The organism is Enterobacter asburiae, assembly GCF_007035645.1.
GTDB classification, from domain to species: Bacteria; Pseudomonadota; Gammaproteobacteria; order Enterobacterales; family Enterobacteriaceae; genus Enterobacter; species Enterobacter asburiae_B.
In genome coordinates, this window is sequence record NZ_AP019632.1 from 1,655,710 (window position 1) to 1,675,767 (window position 20,058).

The 20,058-nt window shown below is 57.2% G+C and carries 23 protein-coding genes and 1 pseudogene; 7 read left to right on the plus strand and 17 right to left on the minus strand.

The window, feature by feature from the left end; genetic code table 11:
• Positions 1-35: 35 nt before the first annotated feature.
• The 3 genes from FOY96_RS07815 to FOY96_RS07825 all read left to right on the plus strand — a co-directional run bounded on the left by FOY96_RS07815 (position 36) and on the right by FOY96_RS07825 (position 2,686).
• Complete coding sequence (locus FOY96_RS07815) at positions 36-737, plus strand: phosphohydrolase (RefSeq protein ID WP_064672753.1); 702 nt, start codon at positions 36-38, stop codon at positions 735-737.
• 61 nt (positions 738-798) lie between these two features.
• Positions 799-2,214: a DNA cytosine methyltransferase gene (locus tag FOY96_RS07820; protein WP_069303031.1), complete on the plus strand. Its 1,416-nt coding sequence runs from the start codon at positions 799-801 to the stop codon at positions 2,212-2,214.
• The gene (locus tag FOY96_RS07825; RefSeq protein ID WP_064672751.1) at positions 2,195-2,686 is read left to right on the plus strand and encodes a very short patch repair endonuclease; all 492 of its coding nucleotides are present in this window, start codon (positions 2,195-2,197) and stop codon (positions 2,684-2,686) included. Before FOY96_RS07820 ends, FOY96_RS07825 begins: the two co-directional genes overlap by 20 nt.
• On the opposite strand, the gene yedA is transcribed toward FOY96_RS07825, so the two are convergent.
• On the minus strand, positions 2,658-3,572 hold the full coding sequence (gene yedA, locus FOY96_RS07830; RefSeq protein ID WP_033145907.1) for a drug/metabolite exporter YedA: 915 nt from the start codon (positions 3,570-3,572) through the stop codon (positions 2,658-2,660). The two genes, FOY96_RS07825 and yedA, sit on opposite strands and share 29 nt — an antisense overlap.
• A gap of 178 nt (positions 3,573-3,750) precedes the next feature.
• On the opposite strand from yedA, the gene FOY96_RS07835 reads away from it, so the two are divergent.
• The 3 genes from FOY96_RS07835 (at position 3,751) to dgcQ (ending at position 6,685) form a co-directional block, all read left to right on the plus strand.
• Positions 3,751-4,662 carry a DUF808 domain-containing protein gene (locus tag FOY96_RS07835; protein WP_032658668.1) on the plus strand — a complete coding sequence of 304 codons (912 nt, stop codon included), beginning with the start codon at positions 3,751-3,753 and terminating at the stop codon, positions 4,660-4,662.
• A 78-nt stretch (positions 4,663-4,740) separates the two neighbouring features.
• The gene (locus FOY96_RS07840) at positions 4,741-4,923 is read left to right on the plus strand and encodes a YodC family protein (protein WP_023312315.1); all 183 of its coding nucleotides are present in this window, start codon (positions 4,741-4,743) and stop codon (positions 4,921-4,923) included.
• 73 nt (positions 4,924-4,996) lie between these two features.
• The gene (gene dgcQ, locus FOY96_RS07845) at positions 4,997-6,685 is read left to right on the plus strand and encodes a cellulose biosynthesis regulator diguanylate cyclase DgcQ (protein WP_143346811.1); all 1,689 of its coding nucleotides are present in this window, start codon (positions 4,997-4,999) and stop codon (positions 6,683-6,685) included.
• Here dgcQ and FOY96_RS07850 read toward each other — a convergent pair.
• Both FOY96_RS07850 and yodD read right to left on the minus strand, forming a co-directional pair.
• Entirely contained in the window at positions 6,682-7,482 is an 801-nt protein-coding gene (locus FOY96_RS07850; protein WP_143346812.1) for a mannosyl-3-phosphoglycerate phosphatase-related protein, read from the minus strand. The genes dgcQ and FOY96_RS07850 overlap by 4 nt on opposite strands.
• 301 nt (positions 7,483-7,783) lie before the next feature.
• Positions 7,784-8,011, minus strand: a complete 228-nt coding sequence (gene yodD / locus FOY96_RS07855; protein ID WP_008500310.1) for a YodD family peroxide/acid resistance protein — start codon at positions 8,009-8,011, stop codon at positions 7,784-7,786.
• Between the two features lie 129 nt (positions 8,012-8,140).
• Here yodD and dsrB point away from each other — a divergent pair, with 129 nt between their 5' ends.
• Complete coding sequence (gene dsrB / locus FOY96_RS22955) at positions 8,141-8,329, plus strand: protein DsrB (RefSeq protein ID WP_013097741.1); 189 nt, start codon at positions 8,141-8,143, stop codon at positions 8,327-8,329.
• Positions 8,330-8,430: 101 nt separating this feature from the next.
• On the opposite strand, the gene rcsA is transcribed toward dsrB, so the two are convergent.
• The 14 genes and pseudogenes from rcsA to fliF all read right to left on the minus strand — a co-directional run bounded on the left by rcsA (position 8,431) and on the right by fliF (position 19,965).
• The gene (rcsA, locus tag FOY96_RS07865; RefSeq protein ID WP_008500313.1) at positions 8,431-9,054 is read right to left on the minus strand and encodes a transcriptional regulator RcsA; all 624 of its coding nucleotides are present in this window, start codon (positions 9,052-9,054) and stop codon (positions 8,431-8,433) included.
• Positions 9,055-9,341: 287 nt separating this feature from the next.
• Positions 9,342-10,134: pseudogene (fliR, locus tag FOY96_RS07870) on the minus strand (flagellar biosynthetic protein FliR); the annotation flags it as partial.
• A 7-nt stretch (positions 10,135-10,141) separates the two neighbouring features.
• Positions 10,142-10,411, minus strand: a complete 270-nt coding sequence (fliQ, locus tag FOY96_RS07875; protein WP_008500315.1) for a flagellar biosynthesis protein FliQ — start codon at positions 10,409-10,411, stop codon at positions 10,142-10,144.
• A gap of 9 nt (positions 10,412-10,420) precedes the next feature.
• Positions 10,421-11,158 (minus strand): flagellar type III secretion system pore protein FliP, encoded by a 738-nt coding sequence (gene fliP / locus FOY96_RS07880; RefSeq protein WP_033145903.1) that lies wholly within the window; start codon positions 11,156-11,158, stop codon positions 10,421-10,423.
• Complete coding sequence (fliO, locus tag FOY96_RS07885; RefSeq protein ID WP_023312309.1) at positions 11,158-11,532, minus strand: flagellar biosynthetic protein FliO; 375 nt, start codon at positions 11,530-11,532, stop codon at positions 11,158-11,160. Before fliO ends, fliP begins: the two co-directional genes overlap by 1 nt.
• A gap of 2 nt (positions 11,533-11,534) precedes the next feature.
• Positions 11,535-11,948: a flagellar motor switch protein FliN gene (fliN, locus tag FOY96_RS07890; protein WP_023312308.1), complete on the minus strand. Its 414-nt coding sequence runs from the start codon at positions 11,946-11,948 to the stop codon at positions 11,535-11,537.
• Positions 11,945-12,949 (minus strand): flagellar motor switch protein FliM, encoded by a 1,005-nt coding sequence (gene fliM / locus FOY96_RS07895; protein ID WP_023336184.1) that lies wholly within the window; start codon positions 12,947-12,949, stop codon positions 11,945-11,947. Before fliM ends, fliN begins: the two co-directional genes overlap by 4 nt.
• Before the next feature lie 4 nt (positions 12,950-12,953).
• On the minus strand, positions 12,954-13,424 hold the full coding sequence (gene fliL, locus FOY96_RS07900; protein WP_023312306.1) for a flagellar basal body-associated protein FliL: 471 nt from the start codon (positions 13,422-13,424) through the stop codon (positions 12,954-12,956).
• Between the two features lie 106 nt (positions 13,425-13,530).
• Complete coding sequence (gene fliK / locus FOY96_RS07905) at positions 13,531-14,763, minus strand: flagellar hook length control protein FliK (protein WP_143346813.1); 1,233 nt, start codon at positions 14,761-14,763, stop codon at positions 13,531-13,533.
• On the minus strand, positions 14,760-15,203 hold the full coding sequence (gene fliJ / locus FOY96_RS07910) for a flagellar export protein FliJ (RefSeq protein ID WP_143346814.1): 444 nt from the start codon (positions 15,201-15,203) through the stop codon (positions 14,760-14,762). The genes fliK and fliJ overlap by 4 nt, the downstream gene beginning before the upstream one ends.
• A gap of 21 nt (positions 15,204-15,224) precedes the next feature.
• Entirely contained in the window at positions 15,225-16,595 is a 1,371-nt protein-coding gene (gene fliI, locus FOY96_RS07915; RefSeq protein WP_023336182.1) for a flagellar protein export ATPase FliI, read from the minus strand.
• The gene (fliH, locus tag FOY96_RS07920; protein ID WP_023312302.1) at positions 16,595-17,302 is read right to left on the minus strand and encodes a flagellar assembly protein FliH; all 708 of its coding nucleotides are present in this window, start codon (positions 17,300-17,302) and stop codon (positions 16,595-16,597) included. The genes fliI and fliH overlap by 1 nt, the downstream gene beginning before the upstream one ends.
• On the minus strand, positions 17,295-18,293 hold the full coding sequence (fliG, locus tag FOY96_RS07925; protein ID WP_023312301.1) for a flagellar motor switch protein FliG: 999 nt from the start codon (positions 18,291-18,293) through the stop codon (positions 17,295-17,297). Before fliG ends, fliH begins: the two co-directional genes overlap by 8 nt.
• A complete protein-coding gene (fliF, locus tag FOY96_RS07930) occupies positions 18,286-19,965 on the minus strand; it encodes a flagellar basal-body MS-ring/collar protein FliF (RefSeq protein WP_047061123.1) in 1,680 nt (559 codons plus the stop codon). The genes fliG and fliF overlap by 8 nt, the downstream gene beginning before the upstream one ends.
• Positions 19,966-20,058: the final 93 nt, after the last annotated feature.

Consider the following 20,058-nt stretch of genomic DNA (forward strand, 5'->3'; position numbering starts at 1 on the left):
ATAATTCATGCACTTTTAAACAACAGGATATGACGATGGAACTTGCCCGGTGGCAGCAGCGATTTGAGCGCTGGCTTGAGGAAAACCACAGCACCGACGATACCGCACATGATATTTCGCATTTTCGTCGGGTCTGGATGACGGCGCAAAAAATCATGGCTGATCAGGCGGTGGAGCCGCTGGTGATCCTGACCGCATGCTATTTCCACGATATTGTCAGCCTGCCGAAAAACCATCCCGAACGCGGCCGGTCATCCCAGATGGCAGCGCGCAGGACGTGTGACATTCTGCGCCGCGACTTCCCTGAGTTTCCGCCAGAGCACGCAGCCGCCGTTGCGCACGCGATTGAGGCGCACAGCTTCAGCGCCGGGATTGCGCCACAGAGCATGGAAGCCAAAATTGTGCAGGACGCAGACCGGCTGGAAGCGTTAGGCGCGATCGGCCTGGCGCGCGTCTTTGCCGTCTCGGGCGCGCTGGGCGTGCCGCTTTTTGATGCAGACGATCCCTTTGCCGATGCGCGTATCCTTGATGACCGTGCGTTTGCCCTCGACCATTTTCAGACCAAGCTGCTGCGATTGCCTGATACAATGCAAACGGAAATGGGCCGCGAGCTGGCACGCCACAATGCCGATTTCCTGATCCAGTTTATGGCGAAACTCAGTGCCGAATTACACGGCGACTGCATCGGGCTGGATAGCCAGGTGTTGAGCCGCTTCCGTCGCAGTTTGCGCAACTGAACTGTGGTAATCTGTTTCCAGTCTTTACTCTCCGGTTAAAAGAATGCAGGAAAATCGATCAGTGACAGAGCCCGCGCCCGAGCAGGCTGAGAAATCAACGGCAACGGTGCAGGCGTTGCTGCGCCAGCTGTTGGATATCTATGATGCTAAAACGCTGGCCAATCTGCTGGTGGCGCACGGCGAGAGCCACTGGAGCCCGGCGATCCTTAAGCGTCTGCTGACCAGCGAACGAGCAGGGCGTCGCCTGAGCGAAGGCGAGTTTCGTTATCTGCAAAACCTGCTTCCGCGTCCTCCTGCCGCGCACCCGAACTATGCCTTCCGCTTTATCGATCTTTTCGCCGGTATCGGCGGTATCCGACACGGTTTTGAAGCTATCGGCGGACAGTGCGTGTTTACCAGCGAGTGGAACAAACATGCCGTCCGGACTTACAAGGCCAACTGGTACTGCGATCCGCACGAGCACCAGTTCAACGCGGATATCCGCGATGTCACCCTGAGCCATAAAAGCGGCGTGAGCGATGAACAGGCCGCCGAGCACATCCGCCAGACGATCCCGGCGCATGACGTGCTGCTGGCCGGCTTCCCGTGTCAGCCCTTCTCGCTGGCCGGTGTCTCCAAAAAGAATGCCCTTGGACGTGCCCACGGCTTTGCCTGCGATACCCAGGGAACGCTGTTTTTTGATGTGGCGCGCATTATTGACGCCCGTCGCCCGGCCATCTTTGTGCTGGAAAACGTCAAAAATCTAAAGAGCCACGACGGCGGAAAAACCTTCCGCATTATTATGCAGACCCTGGATGAGCTGGGTTATGACGTGGCCGACTCGCAGGACATGGGCGCGGACGATCCTAAAATCATTGATGGGAAACATTTTCTGCCCCAGCATCGCGAACGTATCGTGCTGGTGGGTTTCCGCCGCGACCTCAATCTCAAGGGGGATTTCACCCTTCGTGATATTCCGTCTTTGTATCCCGAGCGTCGTCCTACCGTTGCCGATCTGCTGGAACCTGTCGTTGACGCGAAATTTATCCTTACCCCGGTGCTGTGGAAATACCTCTACCGCTATGCCAAGAAACATCAGGCGAAGGGCAACGGCTTCGGTTTTGGGATGGTAAACCCCAACGATCCGCACAGCGTGACCCGTACGTTGTCCGCTCGCTACTATAAGGATGGGGCAGAGATCCTGATCGACAGAGGCTGGGACAAGGCGCTGGGTGAAAAAGATTTCGACGATCCGCACAACCAGCGTCACCGGCCGCGACGCTTAACGCCGCGGGAATGCGCCCGGTTGATGGGATTTGAGACCCCGCAGGGTTACCGCTTCCGCATTCCGGTTTCGGATACCCAGGCGTACCGCCAGTTTGGTAACTCGGTGGTGGTTCCCGCGTTCGCCGCCGTGGCAAAACTGCTGGCCTCGCGCATCAGACAGGCGGTGGCACTCCGTCAGGGTGAGGCCGTCAATGACGGATGTTCACGATAAGGCCACGCGCAGCAAAAATATGCGTGCCATCGGCACCCGTGACACCGCCATCGAAAAGCGCCTGGCCGGGCTGCTGACGCAGGCGGGGTTTGATTTCCGCTTGCAGGATCCCGCGCTTGCGGGTCGCCCGGATTTCGTCATCGACGCCTGGCAGTGCATCATCTTTACCCACGGCTGTTTCTGGCATCACCACGACTGCTATCTGTTTAAAGTCCCCGCGACGCGCACCGATTTCTGGCTGGATAAAATTGGCAAGAACGTCGAGCGCGACAGACGGGATCTCACCGCGCTGATTGCGCAGGGCTGGCGGGTGCTGATCGTCTGGGAGTGTGCGCTGAGAGGCAGATTAAAACTGAACGATACCGATCTGACCGAGCGGCTGGAGGAGTGGATCTGCGGCGGCGGCCAGACCGCGCAGATCGACACGCAGGGTATTCACCTGCTTACGGTTTCTCCACCTCGCAAGGCGTGACCACCGGTTTTGCGGGCAGTAAATATTTGCCCAGAGTGACCAGCACGACGGCAAAAACAATCACCCCTAATGCCAGCCATTCAACGGAAGAGAGCGTTTCTCCCCCCAATCCCGTCCCGAGCAGCACGGCCACAACCGGGTTGACGTAGGCATAGCTGGTCGCGACAGCCGGGGAGACGTTGCGGATCAGAAACATATAGGCGTTAATGGCGATGATGGAACCAAACAGCGCCAGGTAGCCTACCGCCAGAAAGCCCGACAGCGGCGGCAGGGTCGTCAGCTTTTCTCCCGTCAGCGTGGAGGCGAGCAGCAGTACAATCCCGGCGGCGAGCATCTCAATCGCGCCCGCCATCATGCCGGTCGGCAGTTCGATACGCGAACCGTAGACGGAACCAAACGCCCAGCTCATCGAGCCAATCAGAATGATGATTGCGCCCCACGGATTCCCGCTCAGGTTACCGCCGCTGTTCAGCAGAATGATGCCGGCAAGGCCAATACCAATCCCCAGCCATTCCAGCTTGCGGGTGCGGATACCAAAAAGGCGGCTAAAGCAGAGGGTAAACAGCGGTACGGTGGCAACGACCACGGCGGCGATCCCGGACGGTACGTTCTGGTGCTCGGCAATCGTTACAAACCCATTTCCCACCGCCAGCAGCAGCAGGCCGATCAGGGCGGCATTCAGCATCGGGCGCAGCGGGGGAAGCTTGTGCCCGCGCAGCAGCAGGAAGGCCAGCAGCAGCACGCCAGCCGAGAGAAAGCGGATGCCCGCCATCATCAGTGGCGGCCAGCTTTCCACGCCGATGCGAATGACAAAGTAGGTTGAGCCCCAGATGATGTACAGCGAAAAGAGTGCCCCAATGAGCGGTAGCAATTGCCGGAAACGCATAATCCCTCACGACGAAATAAAAAGGTCGCTGATAGTAAACGCGAAAACTATCTCGCTGGCGAGCCCTTTAATTGTGTGGCAGATGTGAATTTTTTGTTGACGTGAGGTGGGTGTTTCCGGGTTTGCGCTTTTGCTCCATACTATTCACCTAATTACCAAAAAATGAAGGATTAAGATTTTGGCAGGAAGTAGCTTATTAACATTGCTGGATGATATTGCCACCTTACTGGATGACATTTCAGTGATGGGGAAACTGGCGGCGAAAAAAACCGCAGGCGTGCTGGGAGATGATTTATCGCTTAACGCCCAACAGGTGAGTGGGGTAAGAGCTAACCGTGAACTGCCGGTGGTGTGGGGCGTGGCAAAAGGCTCCTTCCTGAATAAGGTGATTCTGGTCCCGCTGGCGCTGCTGATCAGCGCGTTTATTCCCTGGGCCATCACGCCGCTGCTGATGATTGGCGGGGCGTTTCTCTGCTTCGAGGGCGTAGAGAAGGTCCTGCACTCCTTTAGCGCGCGCAAGCAGAGCGATACGCCGGAGATGCGCCAGCAGCGTCTTGAAGCGCTGGCCGCTCAGGATCCGAAAACCTTCGAGCGCGATAAGGTCAAAGGCGCCATTCGGACCGACTTTATCCTGTCCGCAGAGATTGTCGCCATTACGCTGGGTATCGTGTCTGACGCGCCGCTCCTGAATCAGGTTCTGATCCTCTCCGGCATCGCCATTCTGGTCACGGTCGGCGTCTACGGCCTGGTGGGTCTGATCGTCAAGCTGGATGATATCGGCTACTGGCTGGAGGAGAAATCGAGCGCGGTGGCAAGAGGCATCGGCAAAAGCCTGCTGGTGCTGGCCCCGTGGCTGATGAAGAGTTTGTCGGTGGTGGGCACGCTGGCGATGTTCCTCGTGGGCGGCGGGATCGTGGTGCACGGTATCGCGCCGCTGCACCATGCGATCGAACATTTTTCCTCGGCGCAGGGGGCCGTTGTCGCGGCGATTCTGCCCACGCTGCTGAATCTGGTGCTGGGCTTCATCATTGGCGCTATCGTGGTCGCGGCGGTGAAGCTGGTTGAAAAAATTCGCGGCACGTCGCACTAATTGTTACCCGTTATGGGATGCAAAAAGACCATTCCTCGTCTAAATTGAAACAGTTTCACCCTGATACAGGAGGCAGGTATGGTCTTTTTGGTCAGTGATGAAGTTAAGCCTAAGAAGGGCGGCCCACGTATGATTGTCACCGGGTATTCCAGCGGAATGGTGGAATGTCGGTGGCACGATGGCTATGGCATCAAGCGGGAAGCATTTCGTGAAGATGAGCTTCAGCCGGGGGACGGGCAGCACCAGCGGGATAAGGCTTAATCACATAACGCCCGGCTTTGCCGGGCGTTTTTATCTCTAGTACCGGGTGTAAGGCAGCGATCAGGGAGTGTGTGTGCAGCGCGATACCTTTGTTGTAAGAGAATCCTTTTTGCAATGGCTGCATAAGCGTAGCAATCCGGGGTTGATTGTTAATCTCTGTTTTCTGGTTGTTCTGGTATTTTCGACTCTACTGACCTGGCGCGAGGTGGTGGTACTGGAAGAAGCGTACATCTCCAGCCAGCGTAACCATCTGGATACGGTGGCCAGTTCGCTGGACAGGCAGCTGCAGAACAGCGTGGACAGGATGCTGCTGTTTCGTCAGGGCATGCGCGATGCAATCCAGACGCCGCTGGCATTTGATGTACTCCAGAACGCGGTATCACGCTTCGATACTGTCCGCATGCTACCTACCTGGCAGCTTGCCGTTGATAAAAAACGCACCCTTCCCATTAACGGTGTCTCGGATGCATTCGTCGAGAAAACCACGTTTCTGAATCGTGACGCCGAACGCCTCAGCCACGAGATTTCTGCCACGCTCGAAGTGGGGTATCTGCTCAGGCTGGCGTCGTCCAGAGCACAAACGGAAGCGCGCGTGATCTACGTCTCCCGCGCCGGGTTTTTCATTTCCACCGATACGCCGGACCAGGCGGGCGACATTACCTCCCGCTATTACCATCTTGTCACGCAGTCCTGGTTTACCCAGCAGTCAGAACGGAACAATCGCGCTCGCGCGGTGCGCTGGTTCATCTCCACCCCCTCATCCTGGACCAATGATGAACGTATGATCACCGCCAGCGTTCCCATCTATTTCGACCATTACTGGTATGGCGTCGTGGCGATGGATTTTACGTTGGGCACCATGCAGCGTCTGCTGGCCGATGCGACGGAAGACCGAACGGAAGGGGAGTATCAGCTGTACGATACCCGGCTCAATATGATTGCCACCTCTGCCCATACGGAAAACGCGGTTAACCATTTTGACGAACGCGAAACGGCGCAGATTGCGCAGGCGATTGAGCACGCCACCGGCGGCGGGATCCGCCTCGGAAGCCGTTTTGTGAGCTGGGAGCGGCTCGATCACTTCGACGGCGTTGTCCTGCGGATCCACACCCTGCACGAAGGGGTACAGGACGACTTCGGCAGCATCAGTATCGTGCTGGCGCTGATGTGGGCGCTCTTTACCGCCATGCTGTTGATCTCGTGGCTGGTGATCCGCCGCATGGTGAGTAACATGTACACGCTTCAGCACTCGCTCCAGTGGCAGGCCTGGCATGATCCGCTTACCCGGCTGAATAATCGCGGCGCGCTGTTCGACCGCGCAAAATTGCTGGCGGAAACCTGTCGCCAGCAGTCGCTGCCGTTCTCGGTGATTCAGATCGATCTCGACCATTTTAAAAATATCAACGACCGCTTCGGCCATCAGGCCGGGGATAAAGTGCTCTCCCACACGGCAGGGCTGATTGCCAGCGCGTTACGCAAGAATGATGTGGCAGGGCGCGTAGGCGGGGAAGAGTTTTGCGTCGTCCTGCCGGGGATCGGTCTGGAGGAGGCGAGAAGCGTCGCGGACCGTATACGTTGCCGGATCAACAGTAAGGAGATCCTGGTGAAGAAGAGCACGACCCTGCGCGTCAGCGCGTCGCTTGGGGTCAGCAGCGCGGATGAAGCGGGTAACTACGAGTTTGAACAGCTGCAGTCCGTGGCGGACGTCCGGCTGTATCAGGCCAAACAGAGCGGGCGTAACCGGGTCGTCTGGCGCGATTAAGAGAGGAAGTGATCCAGCCCCTCCTGCCAGCCCGCCGGGCCGGGCTGTCGGGTGTGATAAACCCGGGCGGGGTTATCGTCCCGTAGCGTGATGCCCTGGCGGTTAATGCCCTTAATCACCACCGCGAAGTCAACGCTGTCGAGCAGGGGCGCATCATTGGGACCGTCGCCGAGCCCCAGCGTGGTGGGTTCAATCTCTTCCAGCTCGCGGTATTGCTCAATCAGCCAGTTCACCGCAACGTCTTTGCCGCAGCGAGCGTCCAGAACATGCCAGAAGCGCGCGCCCTGCAGGCATTTCAGGCCGACATTCACCAGCTCCTCTTCAAACTGGACCAGTTTCTCGTCGGTATCGCGCCAGATGAGCGTGACGGACGCTTCATGCTTGCGGGCAAGCGCCGAACGGTAGCGCGTCAGTCCGGTCCACTCGCTGATAACGTGCTCATCCACGTCGTCAAAGGTGGTGAATTTATAGCCCGTCTGCAGGCGAATTTGTTCGATTCGCGGGCGAATATCCCGGTGCGTCATCCCCCTGATCTGGCGCTGAACCTTATCCCAGCGCACGTCAGGCTGAATCACCGCGCCGTTCTCGGCAATAAAAGGCAAGCCTTCCAGCCCCAGATCCAGCTGGAGATCGAGCATCTCTGCCGCGGTCTTGCTGCTGCAAAGAATAACCGGAACCTGATTATCCAGCAGCCTGTCCAGCCAGGGCATGGCGGGTTGCCACTCATAGGTGTGAATATCCAGCAGTGAACCATCCAGGTCAGAGAAAATCAGCAATGTATCCCGCAGTGAAGGCATAGCGACTCCTGGTAACAGATGCGTCTCGCTCTAAGAAAATTCCTAAAAAATAATGAAGGCGAAAACCGGAGAAAAGAGGAATGCTCCTGGCAAACCCGCATTCGGCGTGTGTTATTGCTCATAACAAAAAGCATTATGTTAAAAATATTATATTCATCGTAAGAATATATGCTTGTCAGCCAAATTCGTTGGGGATAGTGTGGCATGTACATCAGATTTCCTGGTGTAACGAATTTTCAAGTGCTTCTTGCATAAGCAAGTTTTGATCCCGGTCATCCCCATGGCCGGGATTTTTTTCGCCCTACCGATTGGCTTCAGACACGCTAAAGTCGTGAATATCAAGCTCGAAGGCCTCCGCCAGCTCGCGATAGGTGTGATAATCCCTTCCGTTGACAATGACGCGGTCCGAATTGTCGTCCGACCGGCGGACTTCTGACTCACTGATCTCATTGATGGCGGCCAGCAGGGCATCGACATCCACCTCGACTTCGCGCTTGATGGTGTCGCTGTACTCTTTATCGGTCTTCATTACGGGGTTCCTCTTTCAGCCGTGTCCAACGGTAAGTATAGACTGTGTATAAAAACGCCAATCACGCCGGGCGGCGATGTGCGTTTTTGCGTTTTGTTCTACACTGGCTCAAAACCAGAGGAGGAATGTATGAAGGTCAACGATCGGGTAACCGTTAAAACGGACGGTGGGCCGCGCCGCCCGGGTGTGGTGCTGGCAATTGAAGAGTTTAGCGAAGGCACAATGTACCTGGTATCGCTTGAAGACTACCCGCTCGGCATCTGGTTTTTTAACGAACTGGGGCATCCGGACGGTATTTTTGTCGAGAAGGCGGAGTAGCACGGCGTCGGGTAGCACATCGCGTGCCCGACAACCTTTCCAGAAGCAAAAATCTCTGGCCAGGCCAGAGATCAAAGGTAGGGTGCACAGGTCTTAAGCGACTAACGCATGTTGACGAAAATCCCGTTCGTCACATTATCGGTCAGGCGTACCACGTGGTAGATCACTTGCTTATTATGCGTTTTAATTTTCCTTTTAATATTTCCTTTGTGTGACGAAACGGTTTTCGCTTTAATATTCATCTGGTCAGAGATCTGAATAGTTCCTTGTCCCGCCATCCACATTCGCAGCATACTTGATTCAGTCCTGCTTAATGATAGGGTGGGTAAGTTAACCGCTCCTACATTTTTAACTTCTTTATTCAAATAATCACCCAGAATGTCATCCAGCGACTCGGGTTTAATCGATTTAGAACTGATCAATAAATTTTTACGGACCAACAAATACTCATCGAAATGGATATTCGCGATCGCCATAAAAACAATAAACAGGGTTTTTGGATGCTGATTAATGATTTGCTTAATGTGCTGACTGTTGGCTGGATCGTGAATGAAACAGTCCTCATTAATAAACACCACGCCTGGTTTTAGTTCGTCACAAGCGGCTGCGAGTTCGTCAACGGTGTGTGCATCGTTGATGTCTCTCTTTCTTACCCCTCTGCTTGCCAGGTACCCGGTTAACCCTAGCCGGGTGTAGCTGCATAAATCCATAATGATCGTTGACATGGCATACCCTCACTCAATGCGTAACGATAATTCACCATCTGCCTGAGAGCTCAAAACAGCCATACGGGATGGAAAAAAATAATAAACCTGTGAGCATGACAAAGACTTTCAGGCGGACTCACTATCCCGTAAAGTTACGTATAATTTGCCAGGAATCTTCTTAAAGTAAAGTAAATATTAAGTATTGTGAGATGGTTAGAAACAATTAAACCGCGTCAGATATATCCTGGAAGATGTTTTACGCGTTTTATTTTAGGAATATCCTCAGAAAGACAATAGCAACAGTGAGGGCTATTATTTACGTGGCAGCTCGCTGACAATATCCGCTAACAGGTTGAATATCTCGCCGAATAAATGTTCACAGAAGGGAGCGATAAGTGGCATCAGTAATGACATTAATAAAATCCCAACCGTTAGCGTCAGCGGAAAACCAATGACAAACACCGAAAGCTGCGGCGCCATTCGGTTGAGTAAACCTAACGCCAGGTTGACGGTCAGCAGCAGGGTGATGATCGGCAGCGCCAGCATCAGCCCGTTGAGGAAAATCAGCCCCGCAGCGCGGGTAAGCGCGAGGAAAGCGTTGCTGTTCACCGGATTTTCGCCAATCGGCAGCGTATGGAACGTATCCACCAGCATGGAGATAAGCCAGAGATGGCCGTTGAACGACAGGAACAGCAGCATGGCGAGCAGATCGATAATACGCGCCAGCACGGGCATGTTGAGATGACTGCCAGGGTCAACAAACGTGGCGAACGATAGCCCCATCTGCAGACCGATCAGTTCCCCTGCGGTACGCACCGCGGCAAAGGCGAGCTGCATGGTAAAGCCGACGGCGACGCCAATCATCACCTGCTGCAGGGCCACCCACACCGCATTCGCCGAGAAGATCGGAATATCCACGGGGGGAAGAGAGGGCGCGACGATAATGGAGATGATAATGCCCAGCCCCACCTTGACGCGCTTGGGTATCGATTTCTCACTGAGAATCGGGGCGGTGGATATCAGCGCCATGATGCGCAGCATCGGCCAAAAATAGACTCCGAGCCACTGAACCCACTGGTCGCTGGTGAAGTGCAGCATCGTCAGGTCAGCCGATGATGTACGGCAGATTGGTAAACAGGTTGCGCATATAGTCCAGCAACAGGTTCAGCATCCACGGCCCGGCCACGATAATCGCCACGAACACGGCGATGATTTTCGGGATGAACGACAGCGTCATTTCGTTAATCTGCGTGGCGGCCTGCAGGATACTGATAATCAGACCGGTAACCAGCGCGACAAGCAGCAGCGGCGCGGCAACGGCAATCGCGATTTTCATCGCTTCCGTGCCCATCATCATGACCGATTCGGGTGTCATTGCCGTTCCTTAACTGTAGAAACTCTGCGCCAGCGAACTGACCAGCAGCTGCCAGCCGTCGACCAGTACAAAGAGCATGATCTTAAAGGGCAGGGCAATGGTCGCGGGCGGCACCATCATCATCCCGAGCGCCATCAGGACGCTGGCGATCACCAGGTCGATAATCAGGAACGGAATAAAGATGGTAAAGCCAATCTGGAACGCGGTTTTCAGCTCGCTGGTGACATAGGCAGGCAGAAGAATACGCATTGGCACCGCTTCCGGTCCCTGCATCTCGCCGGTGTTGGACAGGCGGGCAAAGAGGGCCAGGTCGGCTTCGCGCGTCTGACGCAGCATAAACTCTCGCAGCGGCTGAGCGCCTTTATCCAGCGCCTCCTGCATGGAGATTTTGTCTTCGCTGAACGGCTGATAGGCGTCGGTATAAATCTTGTCGATCACCGGCGACATAATGAAAAAGGTCAAAAACAGCGCCAGCCCCAGCAGAACCTGGTTTGGCGGCGCGGAAGGGGTTCCCAGCGCGTTTCGCAGCAGACCAAAGACGATGATGATGCGGGTGAAGCTGGTCATCATCAGCAGGATGGCCGGAATAAACGTCAGCGATGTGATGAACACCAGCGTCTGCACCGGAAGCGACCAGCTTTGTCCGCCGCCCGCGAGAGGGGTGGAGACCAGACCGGGCAGCTGTGCATAGACCGCGGGAGCAAACAGGCCAACGCCCGCAAGCGTCAGGGATAACAAACGGCGCATCAGGATCTCCCGGAACGCTTAAGCAAACTCTTCATGACGGACTGAAAATCCGCAGGGGCGTCTGCGCGCTCGTCCACCACAACAGGGGCGGGCGGCAGCTTATGTAATACGCTGATGTTTGAGGCCGTGACGCCCAGGACCAGGCGCGCATCGTCTACCTCGACGATGACCACGCGCTCGCGTGGTCCCAGCGTGGTGCTGGCGCTGACCTTCAGGCCGCGGGCACCGGCGGTTTTACCCGCCAGGCCAAAGCGTTTCGCCAGCCAGGCGGCGATAAGAATAAAGGCAATAATACCGAACAATGCCCCGCTCACCTGGAGCAGAGGCGAGCCGGGAACGGCAGAAGGCTGTGATATTGTTGCCTGGGTTTTCATGCTTAACGGCTCAGACGACGCATACGTTCAGACGGGGTAATGATGTCGGTGATGCGTACGCCGTATTTATCGGCAACCACCACCACTTCACCCTGGGCAATCAGATAACCGTTGATCAGAATATCCAGCGGCTCGCCGGCCAGACCGTCAAGGGCCACCACGGAACCCTGCGTCAGGCGCAGCAGCTCTTTAATGGTCATGCGGGTGCGTCCCAGCTCAACGGTCAGCTTAACCGGGATATCCATAATCAGGTCGATGTCCTGCAGCGTGCCGCTGACGTCACCGCCGCCGAGCTGCTGGAATACGGCATCCGCTGCACTTTTGGCCGGGGGTGCTTTTTGCTCGTTTAACGCGTCAGCCCACAGATCGTCCAGTGCTCCGCTGTTCTCATCGGACGGATTGTTCATGTCACTCATTTGGGCTGTTCCTCATTCAGCGAATTCAAAATCGGGTTGATCAAGTGCTCAACGCGTAACGCATACTGACCGTTAATCGTGCCGTACTGGCTTGTCAGCACGGGGACACCATCCACATGGGCAATAATGCGGTCGGGTTTTTCTATCGGCAAAACATCGCCGGGTTGTAATTTCAGGATCTGAGATAACCGCAGCGGGATATCGGCGAAGCTCGCCACCAGCTCAAGCTGCGAATGCTGGACCTGGCGGACCAGGTTTTCACGCCAGTTCTGGTCTTCGTTGCGGGAGTTCTCCAGCGGCGGGTTCACCAGCAGCTCGCGCAGCGGTTCGATCATGCTGAACGGCAGGCAGATGTTGAACTCGCCGGTCAGGTTACCGATCTCCACGTGGAACGGCGTGTTAACGACGATATCGTTCGGGGAGGTGGTGATATTGGTAAATTTCACCTGCATCTCAGAACGGACGTACTCCACTTCCAGCGGGTTAATCGCTTTCCACGCGTCGCTGTAAGATTCCAGCGCCAGCTTCAGCATGCGGTTAATGACGCGCTGTTCGGTATGGGTGAATTCACGACCTTCTACTTTGGTCGGGAAACGCCCGTCGCCGCCGAACAGGTTATCCACCGCGATGAACACCAGGCTTGGCGAAAACACCACCAGACCGGTGCCGCGCAGCGGCTTCAGATGAATCAGGTTAAGGTTGGTTGGCACCGGCAGGTTGCGGGCAAACTCATGATACGGCTGAATGCGGATCGCACCCACCGTAATATCCGGGCTACGACGCAGCAGGTTAAACAGCCCCATACGGAACTGACGTGCAAAACGTTCGTTAATGATCTCCAGCGCCTGCAGACGTTCACGTACCACGCGACGCTGGGTATTCGGGTCATAGGGACGAATATCGCTATCGCCGCCAATACCCGGTTTAGGATCATCATTGTTATCGCTGTCGCCGTTGAGCAGCGCATCGATTTCTGCCTGAGAAAGAATACTGTCGCCCATGTCGTTACCGCAGAATGAATGCTGTATACAGAACGTCAGTGACTTCCTGCTTAGGTTGGCCGTTTACCAGCGGGGTCGCCAGCGTTTGTTTAATGGCGTCGACCAGCTTTTGCTTACCCACATCGGTAGCCAGCGCCGAAGCGTCCTGACGAGAGAACAGCAGCAGAAGGCGGCTACGCACTTCAGGAAGGTAATCGTTCAGACGTGAACGGGTGGCTTCATCTTTCAGGCGCAGCGTAATGCCAACGTAAAGCACGCGATCCGCATCACCCAGATTGACGGTGAAGGTATCCAGCGGGAAGAACACTGGAGCCGGCGGAGGAGGTGCTTCAGCTTTGGCTGCAGCGGTGGTCGGTTCCTGCTGCATACGCCAGTAACTATAGCCCGCGGTAGCGCAGGCGGCGAGCGTGATCAACACCAGCAGCGGGATCCAGATGGAACGCTTACTTTTTTTGGTGATAGCGGAGTCAGTCATCTGATACGAGCTTCCTGTTTCGGTACAGCTTAATAAGGTGATTATCCCGTGTCCTGCTGTCGTCAAAGCGTGGAAAAGACGGGGATAATCACGCTACCTCTGGCGTTTAGGCGAAGATGTCTACGGCACTATTACCGCGCGCTGCGGACTGCAGGGCGGCAGGAACAGGCAGTAACTCATCGCTCTCTTCATTAAAACCGCCGGTGTTGCCGGAACGCGAAGCCTGGTGCTGCTGCTGGGACGAGGACTGCTGCTGCCCGGCGAAGCTCTCGCTGCTGACGCTGCTCTGCGCAAGCTGAATGCCGTTTTCCGCCAGTGAGGTCCGCAGTACCGGCAGCGCGGCTTCCAGTGCCGCACGAACATGGCTGTGCGCAGAGACCATCTGCAGCTGGGCCTGGTTATCATCCAGCTTAAGCGAAATTTGCACCTGACCCAGATCTTCCGGGTGCAGGCGCAGCTCTGCCGTCTGCTGGCCCTGCTTAGTGAACAGGGTGATGTGCTGGCTCAGGGACTGCTGCCATTCGTGGGTCCCCAGAGGCTGGCTTAATAACGGCGCGCTGGCGACGGTGGCGGCCGTCTGACTGGTCGCATGGCTGGACATAATCGGTGCCAGAGTAGCTGTTGGTGATGATGATGAGGACGAACTGGCGAGCTCCTGCTTCTCTGCCGCCGCGGCCACGGCCGGTGTAGCAGGCGCGTTGCCCTGCAGGGCCGGCTCGTGATTTTTCACCTGGTTCTGATAAGGCGTAGCACTCTGCGCTTTATCGTGGCTTCCCGCAGACGCGTTCAGGGACGGTTGGCCCGCGCCGTTTGAAAGCGTCGCGGAATTCAGCGTTGAGGTGGCGGAAACGCCCTCGCTGCCTGCCGCGCGAGAGGCGGTAGTTTGCTGCTGGTGCGGCAGCATCGCCATCAGGGCGCTTAATCCGGCCAGCTCTTCTTCGCTCAGCTCGCTTTTACCGTCATCTTTGCTGTTCGCCGCATTGAGCGTCTTCAGCGCGTCGCCCTTAGACAGCGGCACCAGCCCGGAAACCAGCGTATCAAGCGACGTGACGGGCGACGTTTCATCGCCGTTCAGCGCGGTCTGGCGCGAGAGCAGGTCGGCAATTTTGGCCTGCAGGGTGGTATCCCCTTTGGCGTCCTGAGCCACTTTTGACAGCTTACTGCCGGCGGCTTTCAGGTCAGCCAGGGTCAGCGGCGCATCTTTGCCCTTGCCCGTTGCGTCCGACAGGGCGCCCGCCAGCAGAGAGAGAAAGTCCTGTGCACCGTCGGTGCCTTTCCCCGTTTGCGTGCCGCCTGACAGGTCGCTGTCGCTCATCAGCAGTTGTTGCAGTGTGATCATTCCGGTTTCCTCATTGATGCGCGCTGGGCAAACTCATCCATTTTCTTCTGATCCAGACGGTTTTCCGCCAGGGTCGTTGCCGCGATCTGTCTGTCCTGTAAAGTCTGCCAGGCCTGCAGTCGCTGCTTCTTCTCGCGCCAGAAATTCAGCGCGGTATCGACTTTCTGGGTCCACTGGTTAAGCTGCTGGCGATGCTGATCTATCGCCTTCTCCAGCGTCTGGATAAACTGCTGATAGTTAATCCAGCGCTGGCTGCCAATGCCCTGTGTCATATCGGTATTGAGGCTGGTGCGATATTCATGCTGATAGTCGATCAACATCTTCAACTGTTCTTCAGCCTGCTGGCACCCGCGTCGCATTGCGCCTAGCTGCAATGCGGCATCATCAACTTCTTTTTCAGCCAGATCTTTCAGCGTTGATAACGCGCTGTTTTGCGCCATGACCTTCGCCCTCCACCTGTGTTACACCTGCGGGAAAATCAGCTCCAGTGCCTGAATTGAATCTTCCCAGTCGGCGCGTTCAAAAATGCCTTGTTGCAAAAATGCCTCCAGCTGCGGCCACAGGCTAATCGCCTTGTCGAGCATCGGGTCGCTGCCTTTGGCATACGCCCCCACGCTGACCAGATCGCGGTTGCGCTGGAAGCTGGAAAGCAGTTGTTTGAAGTTACGCACGCGGGCGTAGTGCTTCTCGGTTATCAGCGCCGTCATTGCGCGGCTGATAGAGGCTTCAATATCGATGGCCGGGTAGTGCCCGGCTTCGGCCAGACGGCGCGACAGCACAATATGACCGTCAAGGATCGCGCGCGCGGAGTCGGCAATCGGGTCCTGCTGGTCATCGCCTTCCGTCAGTACCGTATAGAACGCGGTGATGGAGCCGCCGCCGCTGATACCGTTCCCCGCGCGTTCCACCAGCGCAGGGAGTTTGGCGAATACCGAAGGCGGGTAGCCTTTGGTCGCCGGTGGCTCACCGATGGCGAGCGCGATTTCACGCTGCGCCATCGCGTAACGGGTCAGGGAATCCATGATCAGCAGCACGTGCTTGCCGCGGTCACGAAAATCTTCGGCGATACGGGTGGCATATGCGGCACCCTGCATGCGCAGCAGCGGCGACACGTCTGCCGGTGCGGCGATCACCACCGAGCGGGCGCGGCCTTCCGCACCCAGAATGTTTTCAATAAAGTCTTTTACTTCACGACCACGTTCGCCGATCAGCCCCACGACGATCACGTCGGCCTGGGTATAGCGCGCCATCATGCCGAGCAGGACGGATTTACCTACGCCTGAGCCGGCGAACAGGCCCATACGTTGTCCACGTCCCACGGTCAGCAGGGCGTTAATCGGGCGCACGCCGGTATCCAGCACATGCTCGATAGGGGTACGCTGCAGGGGGTTGAACGGTTGGGTGATCAGCGCGCCGGTTTCGGTGGTGTCCGGGGAGGGCAGCCCGTCGAGCGGTTTCCCGCTGCCGTCCAGCACGCGGCCCAGCAGGGCAGGGCCAAGCGGCAGCTGCTTCCCGCTTTGCAGCCCATCGCCAGAAATGTTTTTGGCATACACGCGCGCGCCGGGCAGAATGCCTTCCACCTCTTCAAGCGGCATCAGGAACAGGCGCTGGCCGTTAAATCCGACCACTTCGCTTTCAACTTCACGCGTTTCCAGACCATCCTGACGCTCAATGACGCAGGTCGCGCCCAGCGGAAGCTGCAGGCCGGTGGCTTCGAGAACCAGACCGGTGGCGCGCGTCAGTCGCCCATAACGACGAACGGATGGCAGTTGCGCCATCTTCGTCTCAAAGTTGTCGAGCGTGGTGAGCCAGCGGGTGAGGCGCGCGGTCATCAGACGACTCCCGGTGCCGCCAGGCGGCACAGTTCCTGCCAGCGGGTGGCGACGCTGGCATCCAGATCGCCTTCATCGGCAGAGACTTTGCAGCCGCCGTGATGTAGCGACGGGTCGCCGCGCAGACGCCAGCCGTGCAGGTTAAGCGTCGCGCCCAGGCTCTCTTCAACGCGCTGCAGGTCGTCCGGATGGACGCGCAGCTGAGGTTTCCCGCTGAACAGCGGCTCCTGCTGAAGCAGACCCTGAATTTGTTTGATCAGCGCGGTGTTATCCACCACGGGCGTCTGGCCGATGACCTGACGCGCGGCTTCCAGCGCCATCTGCATCAGTCGCGAGGCAATCACGCTGTCCAGCGCGTCCAGGGTGTGCTGGAACTCGCTGACCAGCTGCTGCATGCGGGCATGGATCGGCGCCTGCTGCTGGCGCGCCTGATCGATACCGTGCTCTAACCCTTTCGCCAGACCTTCCTGATACCCCTGCTCGTGGCCTTTCTGGCGGCCTTCGTTCAGACCGGCGTTATAGCCCTGCTCGTGCGCCTGCATTTGCAGCTGCGCCAGCATCTGGGCCTGCTGCTCCTCTTCGGTCAGCTCGGGCTGCTCGACGTCCGGGTCAAGCTCTTCGGTTGCGATGACGGCCGGCGTGAACTCGGAGAGGGGAGGCGCCAGATCGTCCGGCGTCCAGCGCTTCCAGGGCAGCTCATTAGACATAGGTGTCGTCTCCGCTGCCAATCACCATCTCGCCGGTTTCCGCCAGACGACGAACAATAAGCAGAATGGCTTTCTGTTCGTTTTCCACCTGAGACAGACGAACCGGGCCGCGGTTGGCAAGGTCGTCGCGCAGGATATCGGCCGCACGCTGAGACATGTTGCGCAGGAACTTCTCGCGCAGCGGCTGCTCGGCACCTTTGAGGGCGATAAGCAGCGACTCGGAATCCACTTCCTGAAGCAGGCGCTGGATGCTGCGGTCGTCCACTTCGACGAGGTTTTCGAACAGGAACATCTCGTCGATGATTTTCTGTGCCAGCTCGCCGTCGAATTCGCGAACCGCCGTAATGACGGCCTCTTCCTGCTGCGTTTTCATCAGGTTGATGATTTCCGCCGCCGTTCTCACGCCGCCCATTTTGCTGCGCTTGAGGTTCTGACCGTCGAGCAGGTTGTTCAGCACTTCGGTCAGCTCCGCCAGCGCGGCCGGCTGGACGCCGCCGAAGGTCGCGATACGCAGCATCACATCGTGACGCAGACGCTCTTCGAACAGGGCCAGAATATCGGCCGCCTGACCACGTTTGAGGTGGACAAGGATGGTGGCGATAATCTGCGGGTGCTCGTCGCGGATAAGGTCGGCGGCGCTCTGCGGCTCCATAAAGTTGAGCGTTTCGATACCGCTGGCGGTATCGCGCGTTTCCAGAATGTCTTCCAGCAGGCTGGAGGCACGCTCTTCGCCCAGCGCCTTGACCAGCACGGAGCGCAGGTAATCGTTGGCGTTGATGTTGAGCGCGGCAAACTGTTCGGCTTCCTGTTCAAACTCTGCCAGCACTTCGGTCAGCTGCTTGTTGGAGATCTGACGCACGTTGGCCATGGCCGCACTGAGAATTTGCACTTCTCGCTGGGAGAGGTGTTTAAACACCTCTGCCGCACGATCTTCGCCAATGGTCATCAGCAGGATGACGCTTTTATCGGTGCCCGTAAGCGTATTACTCATGTTCGTTACCCATCCACTGGCGGATGACCAGCGCCACGACGCGCGGATCGTTATCTGACATTTCGCGAATGCGCTGGCTCATGACCTCAGCGCCCATGCGCTGGTTAGCACGACGCTGCTGTATCTGTTCATCTTTGCTGAGGCGCACTTCAACCGCTTCTTCCGTTTCCTGACGCGTGTTCATCTGTTCGCGAGCCGCTTTCTCGGCTTCAGCACGGCGCTGGAGCTGCGGACGAACGCCCTTACGCCACAGCAGCCACGCGACAATCAGCACCAGCAGCCAGCGTCCTGCGGACATCAGCTGGTCGATAAACGCCTGCTGTTGCCAGAACGGCAGTTCACCGCCGGTCTCATCAACCGAGTTGAACGGTGAGTTCACCACGTTGAGGGTATCGCCGCGCTTCTCGGAGTAACCCATCGCTTCACGGGTCAGGTTTTCAATCTGCTTCATCTGCTCGGCAGTCAACGGCAGCGGTTTGCCGTCCGCCAGCGTTTTGTAATTCACCACTACCGCAACGGAAAGACGCTGAATGTCGCCCACGTTCAGTTTAGTGTGGCGAATCGTCCGATCCACTTCGTAGTTCGTGGTTTCGTTACGGCTGCTGGTGCGCGGACCGGTGTTACTGGTCGTTGAGGTGGTCTGCTGATTATTTTGCTGACCGTTCTGCTGATTGGCCGGCGGCGTAGAAATCGGTGCCGCGTTAGCCGGGGCAGGCTGGTTAGACAGCGCGCCCGGCACGCCGCCCGGGTAGGCACCGCCGACCTGCTCGTTCGAATTGATCTGGCGTGAACGCATCACCGCCTGAGCCGCATCGCCGTTCGGGCTGTACTGCTCTTCAGTTTGTTCTTTGTTCGCGAAGTCGATCTGTGCGGTTACCTGCGCGTGCACGTTGCTGTTACCCACCACCGGGCCGAGGATCGCTTCAATACGGCGCTGGAGACGGTTTTCGACATCGGCGGCATACTTCAGCTGCGCATCATTCAGATCGCGACCGGCGGTATTGGACTGCGTCAGCAGGTGACCGCTTTGGTCAACCAGCGTCACGTTACCCGGCGGCAGACCGGCGACGGCGCTGGAAACGAGGTGCGTCACCGCGCTGATTTGCCCTTCGTCCAGCGCGCGGCCGGGTTCAAGGTTCACGGTAACGGAAGCCGAAGGTGATTTCTGTTCGCGGACAAATAAAGAAGGTTTAGGCATCGCCAGGTGCACGCGGGCACTCTTCACCGGGCCTAATGTTTCAATGGTGCGGGCCAGTTCACCTTCCAGCGCACGCTGGTAGTTCACCTGCTCGCTGAACTGGCTGATACCGAATTTTTCCTGATCCAGCAGCTCAAAGCCAACCGCGCCGCCCTTCGGCAGCCCCTGCTGAGCCAGACGCAGACGCAGTTCGTGCACCTTATCAGCCGGGACCTCAAGCGCACCGCCATTATCGGCAAAGCGATAAGGGATGTTCATCTGGGTAAGCTGGGTGACGATGGCGCCGCCATCCTGATCGGAAAGGTTGCTGTAGAGCGTCCGGTAATCAGGGCTTTTCGCCCACAGGACCATCGCTACAAGGATCGCAATTGCGGCAGCGCCTGCCACGATCAACGGGATTTTAGGATTCGCGCGAAGGCGGTTCATCCACTCGAGTGATTTATTCTGCGGCGCTGTCGATGCTGTTGCACTCATTGCGCACCTCTTAAATCCTGGTGGTTTACGTTATTCGTGTAGAGAAACAAAACTGACTCCCGGGTCGGCAAACACGACAAAAGTTCCATATTG